This window comes from Pseudomonas sp. GW821-FHT09C08 (assembly GCF_059418125.1).
In genome coordinates, this window is sequence record NZ_JBWKPG010000009.1 from 164,083 (window position 1) to 183,047 (window position 18,965).

19 protein-coding genes are annotated in these 18,965 nt (G+C 62.3%); 8 read left to right on the plus strand and 11 right to left on the minus strand.

The annotated features are described in order from the left end of the window. Positions 1-15 precede the first annotated feature (15 nt). The 4 genes from arcC to arcD (AC07OJ_RS26510) form a co-directional block, all read right to left on the minus strand. Complete coding sequence (gene arcC, locus AC07OJ_RS26495) at positions 16-945, minus strand: carbamate kinase (protein ID WP_495095487.1); 930 nt, start codon at positions 943-945, stop codon at positions 16-18. A 173-nt stretch (positions 946-1,118) separates the two neighbouring features. Next, positions 1,119-2,129 carry an ornithine carbamoyltransferase gene (locus AC07OJ_RS26500; protein WP_003220053.1) on the minus strand — a complete coding sequence of 337 codons (1,011 nt, stop codon included), beginning with the start codon at positions 2,127-2,129 and terminating at the stop codon, positions 1,119-1,121. 68 nt (positions 2,130-2,197) lie between these two features. Continuing rightward, positions 2,198-3,454 carry an arginine deiminase gene (gene arcA / locus AC07OJ_RS26505; RefSeq protein ID WP_065908901.1) on the minus strand — a complete coding sequence of 419 codons (1,257 nt, stop codon included), beginning with the start codon at positions 3,452-3,454 and terminating at the stop codon, positions 2,198-2,200. 24 nt (positions 3,455-3,478) lie between these two features. Then, positions 3,479-4,906, minus strand: a complete 1,428-nt coding sequence (arcD, locus tag AC07OJ_RS26510) for an arginine-ornithine antiporter (protein WP_065908905.1) — start codon at positions 4,904-4,906, stop codon at positions 3,479-3,481. A 446-nt stretch (positions 4,907-5,352) separates the two neighbouring features. On the opposite strand from arcD (AC07OJ_RS26510), the gene arcD (AC07OJ_RS26515) reads away from it, so the two are divergent. Together arcD (AC07OJ_RS26515) and AC07OJ_RS26520 are read left to right on the plus strand one after the other, a co-directional pair. Further along, on the plus strand, positions 5,353-6,780 hold the full coding sequence (gene arcD / locus AC07OJ_RS26515; RefSeq protein WP_495095488.1) for an arginine-ornithine antiporter: 1,428 nt from the start codon (positions 5,353-5,355) through the stop codon (positions 6,778-6,780). After that, positions 6,777-7,640, plus strand: coding sequence for a DNA-3-methyladenine glycosylase family protein (locus AC07OJ_RS26520; RefSeq protein WP_495095489.1), 864 nt, complete (start codon positions 6,777-6,779; stop codon positions 7,638-7,640). Before arcD (AC07OJ_RS26515) ends, AC07OJ_RS26520 begins: the two co-directional genes overlap by 4 nt. Positions 7,641-7,743: 103 nt before the next feature. Here the strand turns inward: AC07OJ_RS26520 and AC07OJ_RS26525 are convergent, their stop codons facing one another. The 7 genes from AC07OJ_RS26525 to AC07OJ_RS26555 all read right to left on the minus strand — a co-directional run bounded on the left by AC07OJ_RS26525 (position 7,744) and on the right by AC07OJ_RS26555 (position 13,354). Beyond that, positions 7,744-9,093 (minus strand): CoA transferase, encoded by a 1,350-nt coding sequence (locus AC07OJ_RS26525; protein WP_201145785.1) that lies wholly within the window; start codon positions 9,091-9,093, stop codon positions 7,744-7,746. A gap of 40 nt (positions 9,094-9,133) precedes the next feature. Next, positions 9,134-10,477, minus strand: coding sequence for a sensor histidine kinase (locus tag AC07OJ_RS26530; protein WP_495095490.1), 1,344 nt, complete (start codon positions 10,475-10,477; stop codon positions 9,134-9,136). A gap of 67 nt (positions 10,478-10,544) precedes the next feature. Next, positions 10,545-11,009 carry a Spy/CpxP family protein refolding chaperone gene (locus tag AC07OJ_RS26535; RefSeq protein WP_065908918.1) on the minus strand — a complete coding sequence of 155 codons (465 nt, stop codon included), beginning with the start codon at positions 11,007-11,009 and terminating at the stop codon, positions 10,545-10,547. A 247-nt stretch (positions 11,010-11,256) separates the two neighbouring features. Then, positions 11,257-11,934 (minus strand): response regulator transcription factor, encoded by a 678-nt coding sequence (locus AC07OJ_RS26540; RefSeq protein ID WP_495095491.1) that lies wholly within the window; start codon positions 11,932-11,934, stop codon positions 11,257-11,259. Positions 11,935-11,941: 7 nt separating this feature from the next. Continuing rightward, positions 11,942-12,349 carry an SH3 domain-containing protein gene (locus AC07OJ_RS26545; protein ID WP_065908920.1) on the minus strand — a complete coding sequence of 136 codons (408 nt, stop codon included), beginning with the start codon at positions 12,347-12,349 and terminating at the stop codon, positions 11,942-11,944. A 107-nt stretch (positions 12,350-12,456) separates the two neighbouring features. Continuing rightward, complete coding sequence (locus tag AC07OJ_RS26550; protein WP_065908922.1) at positions 12,457-12,756, minus strand: YciI family protein; 300 nt, start codon at positions 12,754-12,756, stop codon at positions 12,457-12,459. A gap of 1 nt (position 12,757) precedes the next feature. Further along, a complete protein-coding gene (locus AC07OJ_RS26555; protein WP_065908925.1) occupies positions 12,758-13,354 on the minus strand; it encodes a septation protein A in 597 nt (198 codons plus the stop codon). Positions 13,355-13,441: 87 nt separating this feature from the next. Between AC07OJ_RS26555 and AC07OJ_RS26560 the strand changes: the two genes are divergently transcribed. The 6 genes from AC07OJ_RS26560 (at position 13,442) to rluB (ending at position 18,440) form a co-directional block, all read left to right on the plus strand. Further along, on the plus strand, positions 13,442-14,305 hold the full coding sequence (locus AC07OJ_RS26560; RefSeq protein ID WP_106802762.1) for a PHP domain-containing protein: 864 nt from the start codon (positions 13,442-13,444) through the stop codon (positions 14,303-14,305). Between the two features lie 13 nt (positions 14,306-14,318). Continuing rightward, positions 14,319-14,948, plus strand: coding sequence for an L-threonylcarbamoyladenylate synthase (locus AC07OJ_RS26565; protein WP_065908929.1), 630 nt, complete (start codon positions 14,319-14,321; stop codon positions 14,946-14,948). Further along, a complete protein-coding gene (locus AC07OJ_RS26570) occupies positions 14,949-15,767 on the plus strand; it encodes a segregation and condensation protein A (protein ID WP_057960502.1) in 819 nt (272 codons plus the stop codon). 12 nt (positions 15,768-15,779) lie between these two features. Next, positions 15,780-16,754, plus strand: coding sequence for an SMC-Scp complex subunit ScpB (scpB, locus tag AC07OJ_RS26575; protein WP_495095492.1), 975 nt, complete (start codon positions 15,780-15,782; stop codon positions 16,752-16,754). A 126-nt stretch (positions 16,755-16,880) separates the two neighbouring features. Next, positions 16,881-17,072, plus strand: a complete 192-nt coding sequence (locus AC07OJ_RS26580; protein ID WP_044267786.1) for a DUF1289 domain-containing protein — start codon at positions 16,881-16,883, stop codon at positions 17,070-17,072. A gap of 144 nt (positions 17,073-17,216) precedes the next feature. Beyond that, on the plus strand, positions 17,217-18,440 hold the full coding sequence (gene rluB / locus AC07OJ_RS26585; protein ID WP_495095493.1) for a 23S rRNA pseudouridine(2605) synthase RluB: 1,224 nt from the start codon (positions 17,217-17,219) through the stop codon (positions 18,438-18,440). Positions 18,441-18,965: the final 525 nt, after the last annotated feature.

The following is an 18,965-nucleotide window of genomic DNA, read 5'->3' on the forward strand; positions in this document are numbered from 1 at the left end:
CGTTTCTCCTCTACTTCACAGGTAGGTGATGCCAGGTTTTGCCGTGCTGATGCGCGTACCGGCGCTGCCCTGGACGATGGCTTCGATGTCCGAGAGTGAACCGATCACTGCGGTTTTGCCAGTCTGGCGGGCGAACTCGCAGGCGGCTTGCACCTTGGGCCCCATGGAGCCGGCGGCGAAGCCGAGCTTTTCCATGGCGTCAGGATGGGCCTGGCCGATGGCCTTCTGGGTGGGCTTGCCGAAGTCGATGAAGGCGGCGTTGACGTCGGTGGCGATCACCAGCAGATCGGCATCCAGCTGCGAGGCCAGCAGTGAGGAACACAGGTCTTTGTCGATCACCGCTTCAATGCCGCGCAGCTTGCCGTCTTCGCCATACATCGTCGGGATACCGCCACCGCCGGCGCAGATCACGATGGCGCTTTTTTCCAGCAGCCACTTGATCGGGCGGATTTCAAAGATGCGTTTGGGGCGTGGGCTGGCGACCACGCGGCGGTATTTATCGCCGTCCGGGGCGATGGCCCAGCCTTTTTCGGCGGCCAGTTTTTCCGCTTCGGCCTTGGCGTATACCGGGCCGATGGGCTTGGTGGGGTTCTGGAAGGCCGGGTCCTTGGCGTCCACTTCGACCTGGGTGAGCAGGGTGGCGAACGGCACTTCGAAGTCCAGCAGGTTGCCCAGTTCCTGTTCGATGATGTAGCCGATCATGCCTTCTGTCTCGGCGCCCAGCACGTCCAGAGGGTACGGCGAAACGCTGGTGTAGGCGGCCGCCTGCAACGACAGCAGGCCGACCTGCGGGCCATTGCCGTGGGCGATCACCAGTTCGTTGCCGGGGTGGATCTTGGCGATCTGTTCGGTGGCGATGCGGATGTTGGCGCGTTGGTTGTCCGCCGTCATGGGTTCACCACGGCGGAGCAGGGCGTTGCCGCCCAGGGCTACGACGATGCGCATAAACAATGTCCTTCTAGAGTGCTATGTTGCGAACACAGGACCAAAGTGGGAGCGGGCTTGCTCGCGAAAGCGGTGGATCAGTGGATACATGTGCGGACTGACACACCGCATTCGCGAGCAAGCCCGCTCCCACAGTTTTGATCGCGTTTCAATAGTGGGAACGGTGTTGAGGGTTAGATATCCGCCAACGCCGACACCAGGATCGCCTTGATGGTGTGCATGCGGTTCTCCGCCTGCTCAAACGCGATGTTGGCCGGCGACTCGAACACTTCCTCGGTCACCTCCACGCCATTGGCCAGGTTCGGATAGCGCGCGGCGATGTCCTTGCCGACCTTGGTTTCACTGTTGTGGAACGCCGGCAGGCAGTGCATGAACTTCACGCGCGGGTTGCCCGAGGCTTTCATCATCTTGGCATTGACCTGGTACGGCAGCAGTTGCTCGATGCGCTCGTCCCACGCCTCCACCGGCTCACCCATCGACACCCAGATATCGGTGTGGATGAAGTCGACGCCCTTGACCGCTTCTTTCGGGTCTTCGGTGATGGTGATGCGCGCGCCGCTTTCCTCGGCGAATGCCTGGCACTGCTTGATGAAATCAGCATGCGGCCACAGGGCTTTCGGCGCGCCAATGCGCACGTCCATGCCCAGCTTGGCGCCGATCATCAGCAGCGAGTTGCCCATGTTGTAGCGCGCGTCGCCCAGGTAGGCGTAGCTGATGTCATGCAGCGGCTTGTCGCTGTGCTCGCGCATGGTCAGGGTGTCGGCGATCATTTGGGTCGGGTGGAATTCGGCGGTCAGGCCGTTGAACACCGGCACACCGGCGAACTTGGCCAGCTCTTCGACGATTTCCTGTTCGAAGCCACGGTACTCGATGGCATCGAACATCCGCCCGAGTACGCGGGCGGTGTCCTTCATGCTTTCCTTGTGGCCGATCTGCGACGACACCGGGTCGATGTAGGTGACGTGCGCACCCTGGTCATGGGCTGCGACTTCGAAGGCGCAACGGGTGCGCGTCGAGGTTTTCTCGAAGATCAGCGCGATGTTCTTGCCTTTCAGGTGCGGACGCTCGGTGCCGGTATATTTGGCGCGCTTGAGGTCGCGGGACAGGTCCAGCAGGTAGTGCAGCTCGCGGGTCGTGTGGTGCATCAGCGAGAGCAGGCTGCGGTTGCGCATATTAAAAGCCATGATGGATCTCCTTGGGTTTCGGTTATCCCCCTGGCCACTGCCGGATAAGCAGTGGCCAAGGCCAAAAATTAATAGTCGATAGGGTCGCGGATGATCGGGCAGGTCATGCAGTGGCCGCCGCCACGGCCACGGCCGAGTTCACCGGCGCTGATGGTGATGACTTCCACACCGGCCTTGCGCAGCAGGGTGTTGGTGTAGGTGTTGCGGTCGTAGCCGATCACCACGCCCGGCTCCACGGCCACCACGTTGTTGCCGTCGTCCCATTGCTCACGCTCGGCGGCGAAGCTGTTGCCACCGGTCTCGACCACGCGCAGCGCCTTGAGATTGAGGGCCGCGGCGACGGTTTCGAGGAAGTTGGTTTTCTCGCGTTGGATATCGATACCGTGCGGCTTGCTTTCATCGGGACGCAGAGTGAACGGTACGATCTGGTTGACCACTTCAGGGAAGATGGTGACCAGGTCGCGGTCGCAGAAACTGAACACCGTGTCCAGGTGCATCGCCGCACGGGATTTCGGCAGGCCGGCAACGATCACGCGTTCCACGGCTTTGTTTTTGAACAGGTTGCGCGCCAGTTGGCCGATGGCCTGGTGGGACGAGCGCTCGCCCATGCCGATCAACACGACGCCGTTGCCAATCGGCATGACGTCGCCGCCTTCCAGGGTGGAGGCACCGTGTTCCTGGTCGGGGTCACCGTACCAAATCTGGAAGTCGGCGTTGGTGAACTCCGGGTGGAATTTGTAGATAGCGCTGGCCAGCAGGGTTTCCTGGCGTCGCGCCGGCCAGTACATCGGGTTCAGCGTCACGCCGCCGTAGATCCAGCAGGTGGTGTCACGGGTGAATTGGGTGTTGGGAAGCGGCGGCAGGATGAAGCTCGAGTGGCCGAGGAAGTCGCGGAACATTTCGATGGTCTTGCCGCCGAAGCTGCTCGGCAGGTCCTCGGCCGACACGCCACCGATCAGGAACTCACTGATTTTGCGCGGCTCCAGGCTGCGCAGCCACGAGCTGACTTCATCGACCAGGCCCAGGCCCACCGTATTGGCAGTGATCTTGCGCTCCAGGATCCAGTCCAGCGCTTCGGGGATGGCGACGATGTCGGTCAGCAGGTTGTGCATTTCCAGCACATCAATGTCGCGCTCGCGCATCTTGGTGACGAAGTCGAAATGGTCGCGCTTGGCCTGGGCAACCCACAGCACGTCATCGAACAGCAGTTCATCGCAGTTATTGGGGGTCAGCCGCTGGTGGGCCAAGCCTGGGGAGCACACCATGACTTTGCGCAGTTTGCCGGCTTCGGAATGTACGCCGTACTTCACTTTTTCCGTGGTCATTACAGATCCTCCAGTGAACAACAGTTACAGAGTCAGGAAGCCGTCGTAGAGGCCATAGGCAGCCACCAGGGCGCCAACGACTACCGCGGCGAAAATCAGCTTCTCGACATTGGTGAAAATCGGTTTGCCCAACTCATGCTTGGCCTTGGCGAACAGAATCACGCCGGGGGCATACAGCAGGGCGGACAGCAGCAGGTATTTGACGCCGCCGGCGTAGAGCAGCCAGACCGCGTAGATCAGCGCGACGGCACCGATGAACAGGTCTTTCTTGCGCTCGCGCAGGGCGTTTTCGTAGGTCTCGCCGCGCACCGCCAACAACAGCGCATAGGCGGCCGACCATAGGTATGGCACCAGGATCATCGAGGTGGCGAGGTAGATCAGCGACAGGTAAGTGCTGGCGGAAAACAGCGTGATCACCAGGAAGATCTGGACCATGGCGTTGGTCAGCCACAGGGCGTTGGCCGGCACATGGTTGGCGTTTTCCTTACGCAGGAACTCCGGCATCGTGTGGTCCTTGGCGGCGGCGAACATGATCTCCGCACACAACAGCACCCACGACAGCAGCGCACCCAGCAGGGAAATGATCAAGCCGACGCTGATCAGCACGGCGCCCCAGTGGCCCACCACGTGTTCCAGCACGGCGGCCATCGACGGGTTTTGCAGCTTGGCCAGTTCCGGTTGGGTCATGATCCCCAGGGACAGCACGTTCACCAGCATCAGGAACAGCAGCACGGTGATGAAACCAATCACCGTGGCCTTGCCGACGTCGGAGCGTTTTTCCGCACGGGACGAGAAGATGCTCGCGCCCTCGATGCCGATGAACACCCACACGGTGACCAGCATCATGTTGCGCACCTGGTTCATCACACTGCCGAGGTCAGGGTTTTTCACGCCCCAGATGTCAGCGGTGAAAATCTCCAGCTTGAACGCGAACAGCGCGATCAGCACAAACAGCAGCAGCGGCACCACCTTGGCAACGGTGGTCACCAGGTTGATGAACGCAGCTTCCTTGATCCCGCGCAGCACCAGGAAATGCACGGCCCACAACAGCACCGAGGCACCGATCACCGCTGCCGGGGTGTTGCCTTCGCCGAAGATCGGGAAGAAGTAACCCAGGGTGCTGAACAGCAACACGAAGTAACCGACGTTGCCCAGCCAGGCACTGATCCAGTAACCCCAGGCCGACGAGAAACCCATGTAGTCGCCAAACCCGGCCTTGGCATAGGCGTACACGCCGCCGTCGAGGTCAGGTTTGCGGTTGGCGAGGGTCTGGAACACGAAGGCGAGGGTCAGCATGCCGATGGCGGTAATCACCCAACCGATCAACACCGCACCGACGTCGGCGCTGGCGGCCATGTTTTGCGGCAGTGAGAAGATCCCGCCGCCAATCATTGAGCCGACGACGAGTGCAACCAGTGCGCCCAATCGAAGTTTTCCGGGAGATTCAGACATTGCATGACTCCAATGCAGGAGAAGAGAGACCACAGAATAATTCCGTGCGCTAATCAAACAGCTGACTCAGATCACTTCATTGGCACATTCCATTGTGAATTAATGACTTAGGGGTAAAACGCCCGGGCAATACTTTTCCTCGCAAAGGCGCTTTCCAGAGCGGTCTCTGCGTTGTGGTTAATCATTTAGTCAGGGGTATGGACGTTTGAAGCTAGTCCGTATTCCTGAATGTGCAAACTTTTCCCGACGCGGGGCGAAGTAGCACGGCAAACGTTAAGTGCCAGCGGTATTTAAATTCTAAATAAGCCTGAACGTTATAAATTGTCATGCGATTGCGTTATGAGCGTGGCGGTTTTATCGCGGTCTTTAATAAACGCTACACTCGCTGAGATAATTAGTTGAGTGCACGGTTGTCAGCTCAATTTAATAATTATCCAGGAGTATTCATGTCTCAACCGGCCCAGAAACTTCGGCTTGGCGCCCTGATTGCTCTGGTGGTGGGCTCGATGATCGGCGGCGGGATTTTCTCCTTGCCGCAGAACATGGCCGCGCGCGCCGAGGTCGGCGCGATATTGATCGGCTGGGCGATCACCGCCGTCGGCATGCTGACCCTCGCCTTCGTGTTCCAGACCCTCGCCAACCGCAAGCCGGAGCTGGATTCCGGGGTGTATGCCTACGCCAAGGCCGGGTTCGGCGACTACATGGGGTTCTCGTCGGCCTGGGGTTACTGGATCAGTGCGTGGATGGGCAACGTGGGTTACTTCGTGTTGCTCTTCAGCACGCTCGGCTACTTCTTCCCGGTGTTTGGCCATGGCAACACGCCGGTGGCCATCGGCTGCGCGTCCGTGCTGCTGTGGGCCGTGCATTTTCTGGTGATGCGCGGGATCAAGGAGGCGGCGTTCATCAACCAGATCACCACGGTGGCGAAGATCGTGCCGTTACTGATGTTTATCGTGATCGCCGGCGTGGCGTTCAAGGCCGATATCTTCACCCGTGATATCTGGGGCCTGGGCAACCCGCAGTTCGGCAGCGTGGTCGACCAGGTGCGCAACATGATGCTGGTCACCGTGTTCGTGTTTATCGGCATCGAGGGCGCCAGCGTGTATTCGGCGCGGGCCGAGAAACGCGCGGACGTGGGCCGCGCCACGGTGATCGGCTTTCTCGGCGTGCTGGCACTGCTGGTGCTGGTGAATGTGTTGTCCCTGGGGATCATGAGCCAGCCGCAGTTGGCGCAATTGCAAAATCCGTCCCTGGCCGGGGTGCTGGAGCACATCGTCGGGCCCTGGGGCGCGATGGCCATCAGCATCGGCCTGGCCGTGTCGTTGCTCGGCGCCTTGCTGTCGTGGGCGCTGCTGTGCGCGGAAATCCTCTACGCCACCGCCCATGACAAGACCATGCCGGCCTTCCTGAAAAAGGAAAACGCCAACCAGGTGCCGGTCAATGCGCTGTGGCTGACCAATGTGATGATCCAGGTTTTCCTGGTCATCACGCTGTTTTCCCACAGCACCTACACCACCCTGATCTACTTGGCTTCCTCGATGATCCTGGTGCCGTACCTGTGGTCGGCGGCCTATGCGGTGTTGTTGAGCGGGCGCGGCGAAACCTATGAGGGCGCCCAGCGCCAGCGTTTCAAGGATTTGCTGGTAGGCCTGGTCGCCCTCGGCTACGCGGTGTGGCTGCTGTACGCCGGTGGCTTGAAATACCTGCTGCTGTCGGCGCTGCTGTACGCGCCCGGTGTGGTGCTGTTTGCGCTGGCCAAGCGCGAGCAGGCCCAACCCTTGTTCACCCACGTGGAAAAAGGCATCTTCAGCTGCGTGATCGCCGGCGCCAGCCTGGCGGCGTACGGGCTGTACAGCGGGGTGTTGTCGTTGTGAAAGTGGCGTATCAGCCGCCCTATGACTGGGCGGCAATGCTGGGTTTTTTGTCGGCCCGGGCGATCACCGGGCTCGAGACGGTGGTGGCCGGCGTGTACCGGCGCAGTATCAGCGTGGATGGGCGACACGGCTGGATCAGTGTCGCGCCGGGTGACGGCGATTGGCTGGAGGTGAGCGTCGATTTTCCCGAGCCGGCGGCGTTTCCCGAGATCGAGCGGCGCTTGCGCCGGATGTTTGACCTTGACGCCCAACCGGCCTTGATCAACCGGCAATTGGCGAAGGACCCGTTGATGGCGGAGTTGGTTGCCGCGCGGCCCGGGCTGCGGGTGCCGGGCACATGGGATGGCCTGGAATTGGCGATCCGTGCGGTGCTCGGTCAGCAGATCACAGTAGTCGCGGCGATCCGCCTTGCGGGCAAGTTGGTTGCACAATATGGCCAGCCCCTGGATACGCCGCATGTCGGCATTACCCACGCGTTCCCGACGCCGCAGGTGTTGGCGGCGGCGGACCTGGCTGCGCTGGGCATGCCCAAGGCACGCGGTCGTACCTTGTCCGGCATGGCCCAGGCATTTATGGATGATCCGCTGGTGTTCGAGCCCAAGGCCAGCCTCAAGGACGGGGTGGCGCGGCTGGTCGCGCTGCCGGGGATTGGTGACTGGACTGCGCAGTACATCGCCATGCGCCAACTGCGCGAGGCGGATGCGTTTGCGTCGGGGGACATCGGCTTGATCAATGCGCTGGCGGCGCTGGAAGGCGGGCCGGTTTCGGCGCGGCAGCTGTTGGCGCGGGCCGAGGCGTGGCGGCCGTTGAGGGCGTATGCGGCGCAGCATTTGTGGACGTCGCTGCAGCGGGCGGATTGAGGGGGCGGGCAGGGCCTCTTCGCAGGCAAGCCAGCGCCCACGTTTGAGGGTGTCTACCACTCAAATTGTGCAAGCTGGCCTGCCTGCGATAACGCTCGAAAGGCTACCACTGCGGCCGATGCGAGCCCAATTCCCCGGCCGGCAAATCCCACTGCAACGGCGTACCGCTGATGGTCACCGGCGCCAGCAGCCGATGGGCCTGACCCCAGGCGGTCTGTTCCACCACCAGCCCTTGATCGCCGGGTTCCTCGGCCCGCAACGCCACCTGTTCCGGCACTTGACCCGCCTCCACCAGCAACTTGGCCGTACGCGCCAACGACAACTGCGCCGATCCGCCACGCCCGGATTTCAACCGCTCACTCAAGGCTTGAATCGCGCTGGCCGCCATCAGATAGCCGGTCGCATGGTCGAGCGCCTGCAACGGCAGTGGCACCGGTTTATCCGCGTGTTTCCAGGCCATGCCCGCGTCGGCAATCCCGCTGCTCATCTGCACCAGGCTGTCGAAGCCGCGTCGATTGCGCCACGGGCCGCTCCAGCCATAGGCGTTGAGGCTCACGTCGATCAGGCCGGGAGCGATGCTTTGCAGCTCGGCGGCGCTATAGCCCAGCTGTTCCAGGGCATCGGCACGGTAACCGTGGAACAGGATGTCGGCGTCCTTGAGCAACGCTTCGAATACCTGCCGGCCTTCGGACGTTTTCAAGTCAAGGCGCGCGCAGCGTTTGCCGAGGGTCATTTCCGGCACCACGCCCGGCTCGTTCCAGGTCGGTGAGTCGATGCGCAGTACATCGGCGCCCAGCCCAGCGAGAAAACGACTGGCGACGGGACCGGCCAATACGCGGGTCAGGTCCAGCACCTTGATACCCGCCAGCGGGCGCGCTACCGAGCCTGTCCAGGTTTTTGCGGTGGTGGTGGCGAAGGTCTGGCGCTGCACCAGCGGCTCGGCATTCACCGCCAGCCCTTGCGGATGTTGCTGCCAGGCTTGCCACGAACGCATCTGTGCCGCACAGCCGCCGGCGTCGACAATCGCTTGTTCCAGCTCGGCGGCGTTCCATGCGGCGACCTTGCTGGCCATTTCGGCGCGGTCGGCGACTTTGCCCAGCACTTGTTCGGCGGCGGCCCGGTGGTGGGGCGCATTGGTGTGCAGGCGAATCCATCCGTCGGCGCTGGCGTAGTCGCCGGCCACCGGGTCCCACAGCGGTGGCGTTTGCCAACCCACCGGACGCAGGGACGACGAGAACCAGAAGGAGGCGAGGCGTCGGTCCACACTTACGGCGGGCAAGCGGCCGGTCATTGCCAGCACCAGTTGGGCCACGGCCTGGCCGGCGGCACCGATACTGGCACTGGCCAGGTCGGTGACGGCGAAGGTCGAGGGCAGGGCGCCGGCCTCGGTCACGGTCAATGGAGTAGGCGGTAGATCGAGTGCGGCTTGGATGGGGGTCAGCAGGTCAGTCATCAAAGGCCCTCCTTAAGAGAAGGGCCACTATAGAAGATCATCAGGCCGATGTGGCAACCCCGGGCTTCAATGGCAGGTCGATGCTGGCGATAAACCCGCCCTCAGGATGATTGGCCAGGATCAGGCTGCCGCCATGGCGTTCCGCCGCACGCCGCGCAATCGCCAGGCCCAGGCCGTGACCCTGGGCGGTCTGGCCAGGGGCGCGGTAGAACGGCTCGCCTAATTGGCTGAGGTGTTCGGCATCCACGCCGGGGCCGTGGTCGCGCACGCTGATAAGGATGTGCTCGCCGTGGAGATGGGCGTGCAATTCGATCGGCTGGCCCTTCGGGTTGAAGCGCTGCGCGTTGCGCAGCAGGTTGTCCACCGCGCGTTCGATCATGGTCGGCCAGCCTTTGAGGCGCAGGTCGGGTTGGGTGGTGAGTTGCACCACCTGCTCCGGCGCGCTGAGTTGGGCGTCTTTTTGCAGGGTTTTGAGCAGGCTGTTGAGGTCGACGTCTTCGGCGCTGGCGTTATCGGCATCGACGCGCGCCAGCACCAGGATTTCACTGATCAACGCTTCCAGGCGATCGCATTCGCGGGTCAGGCGCGGCCAGAGTTTTTCGCGTTCTTCGGGGCTGGCGCGTTCGGCCAGGGCCAGGGCGATGCGCAGGCGGGCCAGCGGCGAGCGCAGCTCGTGGGAGACGTCGCGCAGCAACTGGCGCTGGCTGCCGATCAGGCTTTGCAGGCGGGCGCCCATGCGGTTGAAGTCAGTGGCCAGCACGCCGAACTCATCGCGGCGGTTGGCCAGGCGCGCCAGGCTGTTCTGCTGGTAAGTGGCCTGGCCGAGGTCATGCACTGCGCCACGCAGACGGCTGAGGGGGCGGGTGATGGACAGCGTCACCAGCAGGCTGAACAGGGTCAGCACCACCAGGGCGATGGCCAACGCGCTCAACGGCCACAGCAGGCTGCTGCGGTGCCAGGCGTCCAGCTCGGGATGGGGGATGCGATAGATCAGCAGGTAGGTGTCGCCGGTCTTTTCGCTGGTGTACTCGGCGGTCAGGCGTCGCCAGGGCAGGTGGCCGTCCTGGCTGTCATTCTGGCGGGCTTCGAACGCGGCGGCGCGGCGCGGAAAGGTGCCCCGCACGACCGGCTCGCCGCTTTCGTTGAGCACTTGCACGTCGATGTGGTACTGGCGCTTGCGCTGTTGCAGCAAGTCCTGGGCGGCGTCCTCGCCTTGGGTCTCGTAGAGTTGAGTCCACTCTTCGGCGAGGTTATTGAGGCCCGGGTGGCGGCTGAGAATCCAGGCATCTTGATTGAGCATGTGCCCAAGCAGGATCGACAACCCGGCAACCAGGGCGATGGCCAGCCAGAAACTGGCCAGGATGCGCCAGAACAATGAACGCACAGGAAACCCTCAAACAGGAAAAGCCCAGCGGCGCGAGCCACTGGGCTGGGGGAGTGAAGCTAGAACATTATTGCGCTTTTTGCGGCTGTTGCGCTTTCCAGGCCTGGAATTCCTTCCACTCGGCGCGGCGCTCGGCTTGCTTCTTGACGATCTCGTCGAACTTCTTCTGCTGGTCAGGCTTGAGGACTGCACGGATATCCGCCTGGGTTTTCTGCTTGCCGGCGGCGATTTCATCCTGCATGGCTTTCTGGTCGGCGGCCGGGAGTTTGTCCAGGTACTTTTTGACCAGGTCTTTGCGAGCGTGCCATTGGTCGCCCATCAGCTTGCCGATCTGCTGGCGCTGTTCCTTGCTCAGGTCCAGTTGGCTGAAAGGGCCACCTTTGCCACGCGGACCGTGTTCACCTCCGTGGCCTGGGCCACCCATCATGTGGCCGGAAGGTTCACCCATCGGGCCTGGGCCGTCTGGCATGGCGGCCATGGCAACGGTCGGCAGGGCAGCGGCGAACATCAAAGCGATAAGGGTCTTGCGCATGGTGATTCTCCTGTCTCTATTCCGGTGAGTCCGGATGTGAGTAGATTACGGAGATCAAGGTCAGCGGCGGTCAGGTGTGGGTAAAGCTTGGGTAAAGAGGGTTTTGTTGCGAACTGACAAAACTGTGGGGATTTGGGTATTCAAATGTGGGAGCGGGCTGGCTCGCGAATGCGATGCGCCAGCCTATGCATGTGCTGACCCACCGCATTCGCGAGCCAGCCCGCTCCCACAGGAGATTGCGTGATATTCAGAGGCTGTAGTAATAGCCGCGGCTGCGCAACGCGACGATCCGTGGCCGGCCGTCCGGGTGCGGGCCGATCTTTTTGCGCAGGTTGCTGACGTGCATGTCCAGGCTGCGATCGTAAAGGGTCAGCTTGCGGCCCAGCGCGATCTGCGCCAGTTCCTGTTTGTCCAGTGGTTCGCCGGGCTGGCGCAGCAAGGCTTCGAGCAGGCGGCTTTCGGAAACGGTGAGGGCGAATTCCTGTTCGTCGATACTGACCACGCCGCGCACCGGGCTGAAGCACAGGTCGCCGAGTTCCAGCTGGGTGGACACGGCGGTCGGATGGCTGCGGCGCAGCACGGCGCGCAGGCGCGCGGTCAACTCGCGCGGGTCGCAGGGCTTGGCAAGGTAGTCGTCGGCACCGAGTTCCAGGCCGAGGATGCGATCCAGCGGTTCGCCGCGGGCCGAGAGCATCAGCACCGGCAGCTCCGGGTGGTCGTTGCGCAGTTGCTTGAGCAGCTCCAGGCCACTGCCGTCGGGCAGCATCACGTCCAGCACCACCGCTGCCGGGGCGCTGTCGGCCAAGGCTTTGCGGGCGCTCAAGCCATCGTGGCAGGCGCGCACCTGGAAACCTTCCTGGCTCAACCAACTGGTCAGCAGCTCGCAGAGCTCCTGGTCATCATCTATCAGTAACAGCTCGCTCATGACTCACTCAATTTAGCCATTGTCGACGGCGACGGTGCCCACCACTGGCGAAGATCCCGCACAGCAAGGCGATCAGGGCGACCGCCCCGCCGGTGACAAACCATTGCTGTTGCTCGGTCAGCCATCGGGTCAAGGCACCGCCTTGTGTCTCTTTGAGTTGCTGGGCCAGGCGTTGGTTCTCTTGGCGAAGACGACTCAATTGGGCGCTTTCGCGCGTCGCATCCGCACCCTGCAGTTGCTTGCTCAGTTCTTCACGCAGCCGTTCGCTTTCTTTCAAGCGTTGCTGCAACTCGGTGATCTGGGCGCCGGCACTCAAGGACAGGGGCGTGGAACTGCCGGTGTTCGAGGTTTCTTCAGCGTGGGCCGTAGCCCCGATCATTACCACTGCCAACAGACACAACTGACGTAAGCGCATCGGAACTCCTGATTCCACACGAATATTCAGAACGTTGTCGGCAGGTTACCGAGAATAATGAGCAATTAGGAGTGTGCCGCACGTATTAGGTTCGACACACGCCTGGGTCAAGGCAGGACTTGCTTGAATGGCTTGATCACGACATCGGCGTAGACGCCTGCCGCAACATACGGGTCAGCCTTGGCCCAGGCCTGTGCATCGGCCAGGGAGGCGAACTCGGCAACCACCAGGCTACCGGTGAAACCGGCGGCGCCCGGGTCGTTGCTGTCGACGGCCGGGTGCGGGCCGGCGAGTACCAGGCGACCTGCGGCTTGCAGCTCGTTCAGGCGCTCCAGGTGTGCCGGGCGCACGGACAGGCGTTTTTCCAGCGAGTTGGCAACATCGGTGGCAATGATGGCGTAGAGCATGTCAGTCCTCGGTTTTTGGCGTAGTAGGGTCGGTGTCATGCAGGTGGCGCGACAGGTAGATACCCTGGCCGATCAGGAACAGCACGGTCATGCCCAGGCTGCCGAAGACTTTGAAGTCGACCCAGTAGTCCTGGAAGGTAAAGGCCACGAACAGGTTGGCAGCGCCGCAGAACAGGAAGAACACGATCCAGGCCACGTTCAAACGTGTCCAGACTGGCTCCGGCAGGGTCAGTGCATGGCCCATGATCCGCTTGATCAGCAGGCGGTCACCGATGAAGTGGCTGCCGATGAAGGCCAGGGCAAACAGCCAGTTCACCACCGGGGCTTTCCATTTGAGGAAGGTCTCGCTGTGGAAGGCCAGGGTCAGGCTGCCGAATACCAGGCAGGCGACCAGGGTCAGCCATTGGCTTTTTTCCAGTTTGCGCTGGGAGATGAAGAGGGCGCCGTAGACTACGATGGAGCTGATGATCAGCACGGCGGTGGCGCTGTAGATGCCCCCGACGGTCAGTTCATGGCCGGCAATATCGATGACCCTGGGGTCGAGTTTGTAAACGATGAAAAACAGCAACAGCGGGATGAAGTCGATGAATTGTTTCACAGTAAGAGCCAGAAGCTGGATGTGGCGGCATAATAACAAACATCCTTGGTAGCGAAAGCGCCAGCTGACTTGAGGTTACACACTCCCGTGAATGTTGATTTGCACTGCCACAGCACGGCCTCCGACGGCGCCCTGGCGCCCGCGGTACTGGTTGCGCGTGCGTTTGAAAAAGGCGTGCGAGTCCTGGCGTTGACCGACCACGACACCCTCGAAGGTCTCGATGAAGCCCGCGCAACCGCGCATGCCCTGGGCATGCAGCTGGTCAACGGGGTGGAATTGTCCTGTACCTGGGGTGGCGCCACCATTCATGTGCTGGGCTATGGATTCGATCAAAACGCCCCGCCCCTGGTCGAGGCCATCGCCCAATTGCACGATGGCCGCTGGCTGCGGTCCGAAGAAATAAGCCGGAAACTCGCCCTCAAGGGCATGCCCAACGCGCTCGACGGCGCCCGAGCCATCCAGCAGGAACTGGGCGACAGCGGCAATGCACCGGCCCGTCCGCACTTTGCCGACTGGATGGTGCGCGAAGGTTTCGTCAAGGACCGCGCCGAAGCCTTTCGCAAATGGCTGGGCGCCGGCAAGTTGGGCGACGTCAAGCAACACTGGCCGACCCTGGAGGACACCGTCGAGACCCTGCGGGCATCCGGGGCCTGGGTCAGCCTGGCGCATCCCTGGCATTACGATTTCACCCGCAGCAAGCGCCGCAAGCTGATTGGCGACTATATTGGAGCGGGCGGCCACGCGATTGAGGTGGTCAACGGCTATCAACCCGCCGAACAGGTGGGCAGCTTGGCGATTCTTGCCCGCGAATTTGGTCTGCTGGTCAGTGCCGGCAGTGATTTTCATGGCCCAGGCGGCTGGTCCGAGATCGGCGAGTATCGCCCCGTCCCGGAAGACTTGCCGCTCTTGTGGGGGCGATTCAAGCATGACCCCATTATTGCCACCGTCTGAACAGGTAGAACACGTGAGTCAATTCTTCCAGATTCATCCGGAAAACCCCCAGGCGCGCCTGATCAAACAGGCCGTGGAGATCATTCGCGCCGGTGGCGTGGTGATCTATCCCACCGATTCGTCCTACGCCATCGGTTGCCAGATCGGCGACAAGGGCGCGGTCGAGCGTGTAAGACGCCTGCGCCAGCTGGATGACAAGCACAATTTCGCGCTGATCTGCAGCGACCTGTCCCAGTTGGGCCTGTTCGCCAAGGTCGACACCGGCACCTTCCGCCTGCTCAAGGCCCACACGCCGGGGCCCTACACCTTTATTCTCAACGCCACCCGCGAAGTGCCGCGCCTGTTGCTGCACCCGAAGAAACGCACCATCGGCCTGCGCGTGCCCGAGCATCCCATCGCCCTCGCGCTGTTGGCCGAGCTGGGTGAGCCGCTGATGAGCGTGTCGCTGATCATGCCCGGCGACGCCGAGCCCCTGGAAGACCCGTACGAAATGCGCCAACTCCTGGAAAAACAGGTGGACCTGATCATCGACGGCGGCTTCGGCGGCGGCAAGGCCTCCACCGTGATCAACCTGGCGGACGGCGAACCCGAAGTGATCCGCGTGGGTTGCGGCGACCCGGCCCCCTTTATGGCCGAGGCCTGAATGTCGGCCGTGGAAACCGTCGACAGCCAGGCGGGCGCCCAGCAGGAACTGCCGTTTGCCATGGTGTATGGCCAGGCGGTCATGGAAATGCCGCTGGACCTGTACATCCCGCCGGACGCGCTGGAAGTCTTCCTTGAAGCCTTCGAAGGCCCGCTGGACTTGCTGCTGTACCTGATCCGCAAGCAGAACATCAACATCCTCGACATCCCGGTGGCGGAAATCACCCGTCAGTACATGGGTTATGTCGAGTTGATGCAGTCGGTGCGCCTGGAGTTGGCCGCCGAGTACCTGGTGATGGCCGCCATGCTGGCCGAGATCAAGTCGCGCATGCTGCTGCCGCGCTCGGAGACGATCGAGGCCGAAGAGGACGACCCGCGCGCCGAACTGATCCGCCGCCTGCAGGAATACGAGCGCTTCAAGGCCGCCGCCGAAGGCATCGACGGCTTGAGCCGCGTGGGCCGCGATGTGGTGGTGCCCAAGCTCGATGCCCCCGAGGCCCGGGCGCGCAAATTGTTGCCGGACGTGAGCCTGGAAGAATTGCTGATGTCCATGGCCGAGGTGCTGCGCCGTGGCGATATGTTTGAAAGCCACCAGGTCAGCCGCGAGGCCTTGTCGACCCGTGAACGCATGAGCGATGTACTCGAACGCCTCAAGGGCGGCGGGTTTGTGCCGTTTGTCGAGCTGTTCACTGCCGAAGAAGGGCGCCTGGGCGTCGTGGTGACCTTTATGGCGATCCTCGAACTGGTCAAGGAATCCTTGGTCGAGCTGGTCCAGAATGAGCCTTTTGCGGCTATCCACGTGCGGGCGCGAGCCGAATAAAGAGCTGAATCGATGAATCTGACTGAACCCCGCGAACTGGCGCCGCTGCTGGAAGCCTTTCTCCTGGCCTCGGGTAAACCGCAATCCCTGGAGCGCCTGTTCGAACTGTTCGAAGAAGCCGAGCGCCCGGAGCCGCCAGTCTTCAAGAAAGCCCTGGAGATCTTGCGCAAGTCCTGCGATGGCCGCGCCTTCGAGCTGCGCGAAGTGGCGTCGGGTTATCGCCTGCAGATTCGTGAGAAATTTTCCCCGTGGGTGGGCCGGCTGTGGGAAGAGCGCCCGCAGCGTTATTCACGGGCGATGCTCGAGACGATGGCGCTGATCGCCTATCGCCAGCCGATCACCCGCGGCGAAATCGAGGATGTGCGTGGCGTGGCGGTCAACAGCCATATCGTCAAGACCTTGCTGGAGCGCGAGTGGATCCGCATCGTCGGCTATCGCGATGTGCCCGGCAAACCGGCGATGTTCGCCACCACCAAGGTGTTTCTCGACCACTTCAACCTGAAGAACCTCGACGACCTGCCGCCCCTGGCCGAGCTGCGCGAAATGGAAGCCGAGCCGGTGCTCGACTTCGACGACGCGCCGGTCCCGGCGAGCCTGCAGGAACTGGCCGACGCCAGCGCGGAGCCGGAAGAACCCAAGGACGAAACCAGTTTCCACACCCTGTTGCTGGAACTGGACGACATGGAGCAGGGCATCAAGACCGACTTCGACGACTTGCTGCGTGATGGGGCTGCCGAGCCGCAAGCCCAAGTGGACGTTGATGTTGAAGCTGAAGCCCAAGTGAACGTTGAAGTTGAGGCTGAAGTCGAAGCAGAAGCTGAGCCCGAACCTGAACCCGAAGAAGACATCCTCGGTGTCGCTGAAGCTCGCGAGAAGCTCCTGGCCGCCGTCGCCGCCCTCGAACAACCGTCGCTGAGCGACGAAGAAGCCGAAGCCCAGGCGCTGGCCGAAGCCATCGAGGCCGAGCGGCGCCAGTTCGAAGACTGACGCCGCTTCAAAATGTGGGAGCTGGCTTGCCTGCGATGCAGGCGACTCGGTCTTTCTGCTATAGCGAGGTGATGCCATCGCCGGCAAGCCAGCTCCCACAGAAAACCAGTGCCTGGGAGGATTTCAATGAGTTCCACCAAAGACCCGTGCATCAGCATCTGCAAATTCAACGACGACATCTGTGTCGGCTGTGGTCGCAGCAAGCGCGAGATCCGTGCCTGGAAGAAACTCGACAAAGCCGACAAGCGCACGGTGCTTGCCGAAGCCGAGCTGCGCCTGCTGGCGCTGGGGGCCACCGGTCGGCGGAAAAGCAAATGATGGCGGCCCAATCGACTAGTCTCTGATGCGCAACGCGCGCCATGCGCGTATGATTCGCGACCCTTTGGCGCGCTATTGCCCCAAAGCCCCGCTTTCAACACTCTTCAGGCCACGCCTGAATCGACCCACCGGGAGGTGCTTAAGATGAACGACCAAGACCAGAACGACAGCCAGGAAATCGGCCCAGCAGGCGAAAAACTGCAAAAGGTGCTGGCGCGTATCGGCGTGGGCTCGCGCCGCGACGTCGAAGCCTGGATCACCCAGAAGCGCATCAAGGTCAACGGCGTCGAGGCCACCCTCGGCCAGCGCGTCGACCTGCACGATGCAATCACCATTGATGGCAAGGTCATCAAGCGTGAAGAGGCCGCCGAATCGGTGCGCCGCGTGATCATGTACAACAAGCCCGATGGCGAGATCTGCACCCGTGACGACCCGGAAGGCCGTCCGACCGTGTTCGACAAGATGCCCAAGCCCAAGGAAGGCCGCTGGATCAACATCGGTCGCCTGGACATCAACACCACCGGCTTGCTGATGTTCACCACCGACGGTGAACTGGCCAACCGCCTGATGCACCCGTCCTACGAGATGGACCGTGAATACGCCGTGCGTGTACGCGGTGAAGTCGACGACGAGATGATCGAACGCCTGAAGGCCGGCGTGGTGCTGGAAGACGGCCCGGCCAAGTTCACCGACATCAAGCAGGCACCGGGCGGCGAAGGTTTCAACCACTGGTACCACTGCGTGGTGATGGAAGGCCGTAACCGTGAAGTGCGTCGCCTGTGGGAATCCCAGGGCCTGGTGGTCAGCCGCCTGAAGCGCGTGCGTTTCGGTCCGGTGTTCCTCAACTCCGACCTGCCGATGGGCCGCTGGCGCGAAATGAGCCAGTACGAAGTCGACATCCTCAGCGCCGAGGTCGGCCTGACACCGGTCGCGATGCCGCAGATGAACGCCAAGAGCAAAGACAAGCTTGAGCGTATGCAGCGTAAATCCTCGCGTCCTGTTGCGCGTACCGAGCGCGTGGCGCGCACCTTGCGCCCTGCGCTGAACGCGCCTGCCACCGGCGGTCGCATCTCGCGTGAGCCGCACATCGAAGGCGAGCGTCGCCCGACGGCGCCGTCGCGTCAGGAAGGCGAGCGTGCTCCACGTGCGCCGCGTCCGGCCCGTGGTGAAGCGCCGAGCGGCGGTCGCAGCAACCGTGGTGAAGCCGATCGCCCAGCGGATAACGCCAGCACCAAGCGTCCAGCCAAGCCGGTGGCAAACAAGCGCCCCGGGCCGAAACTGGTCGCGGACGAGCCGTCCGGCAAGCGCCGTGGCGCCCCGGCCGGTTCGGGTCAGCGTCCAGGTTTTGGTCGCAAGAAGCCGCAGTGATACGCTAAGCGCTGCACACAAACGCCAACCCTAGGGTTGGCGTTTTTTTTTGGTCTGGATTTGCTGACCCGTTCCAATGTGTGTGGGCTTGCTCGCGAAAACGCTGTGTCAGTCGCTGGAGAAGTTGGCTGGTCTGCCGCATTCGCGAGCAAGCCCGCTCCCACATTTGGGGTGTATTTCAAGGTTGGAACCGAGTTGTACCGTCCGCTCAAATGCCGATGCAGCACCCCGAATCCCAAGCCCAACAGCATTCAAAACTGTGGGAGCGGGCTTGCCCGAGAAGGCGGTGGGTCAGTCAACCATGATGTAGCTGATCCACCGCCTTCGCAGGCAAGCCAGCTCCCACACTGATTAGTGTCTGGACTGAATGCTGTGCCTGGCTCAACTCCCACAGTTTTGGAGGGGCTGGCCTGATTCCTGTGTCTGGCGCAGTTCCACTGTGGGAGCGGGCTTGAACTGGTCAAGTAATCTTGGACACCGATTAAGGTTTCACGCCACCAGCTTCTCCCTGGCGACTGGTGACCG

Excerpts from the sequence above, each read along its gene's own strand:
- arcC (WP_495095487.1), bottom strand. The coding sequence starts at position 945 with ATGCGCATCGTCGTAGCCCTGGGCGGCAACGCCCTGCTCCGCCGTGGT.
- AC07OJ_RS26500 (WP_003220053.1), bottom strand. The coding sequence starts at position 2,129 with ATGGCTTTTAATATGCGCAACCGCAGCCTGCTCTCGCTGATGCACCAC.
- arcA (WP_065908901.1), bottom strand. The coding sequence starts at position 3,454 with ATGACCACGGAAAAAGTGAAGTACGGCGTACATTCCGAAGCCGGCAAA.
- arcD (WP_065908905.1), bottom strand. The coding sequence starts at position 4,906 with ATGTCTGAATCTCCCGGAAAACTTCGATTGGGCGCACTGGTTGCACTC.
- arcD (WP_495095488.1), top strand. The coding sequence starts at position 5,353 with ATGTCTCAACCGGCCCAGAAACTTCGGCTTGGCGCCCTGATTGCTCTG.
- AC07OJ_RS26525 (WP_201145785.1), bottom strand. The coding sequence starts at position 9,093 with ATGACTGACCTGCTGACCCCCATCCAAGCCGCACTCGATCTACCGCCT.
- AC07OJ_RS26535 (WP_065908918.1), bottom strand. The coding sequence starts at position 11,009 with ATGCGCAAGACCCTTATCGCTTTGATGTTCGCCGCTGCCCTGCCGACC.
- AC07OJ_RS26540 (WP_495095491.1), bottom strand. The coding sequence starts at position 11,934 with ATGAGCGAGCTGTTACTGATAGATGATGACCAGGAGCTCTGCGAGCTG.
- AC07OJ_RS26545 (WP_065908920.1), bottom strand. The coding sequence starts at position 12,349 with ATGCGCTTACGTCAGTTGTGTCTGTTGGCAGTGGTAATGATCGGGGCT.
- AC07OJ_RS26550 (WP_065908922.1), bottom strand. The coding sequence starts at position 12,756 with ATGCTCTACGCCATCATTGCCACCGATGTTGCCAACTCGCTGGAAAAA.
- AC07OJ_RS26570 (WP_057960502.1), top strand. The coding sequence starts at position 14,949 with ATGTCGGCCGTGGAAACCGTCGACAGCCAGGCGGGCGCCCAGCAGGAA.
- scpB (WP_495095492.1), top strand. The coding sequence starts at position 15,780 with ATGAATCTGACTGAACCCCGCGAACTGGCGCCGCTGCTGGAAGCCTTT.
- AC07OJ_RS26580 (WP_044267786.1), top strand. The coding sequence starts at position 16,881 with ATGAGTTCCACCAAAGACCCGTGCATCAGCATCTGCAAATTCAACGAC.
- rluB (WP_495095493.1), top strand. The coding sequence starts at position 17,217 with ATGAACGACCAAGACCAGAACGACAGCCAGGAAATCGGCCCAGCAGGC.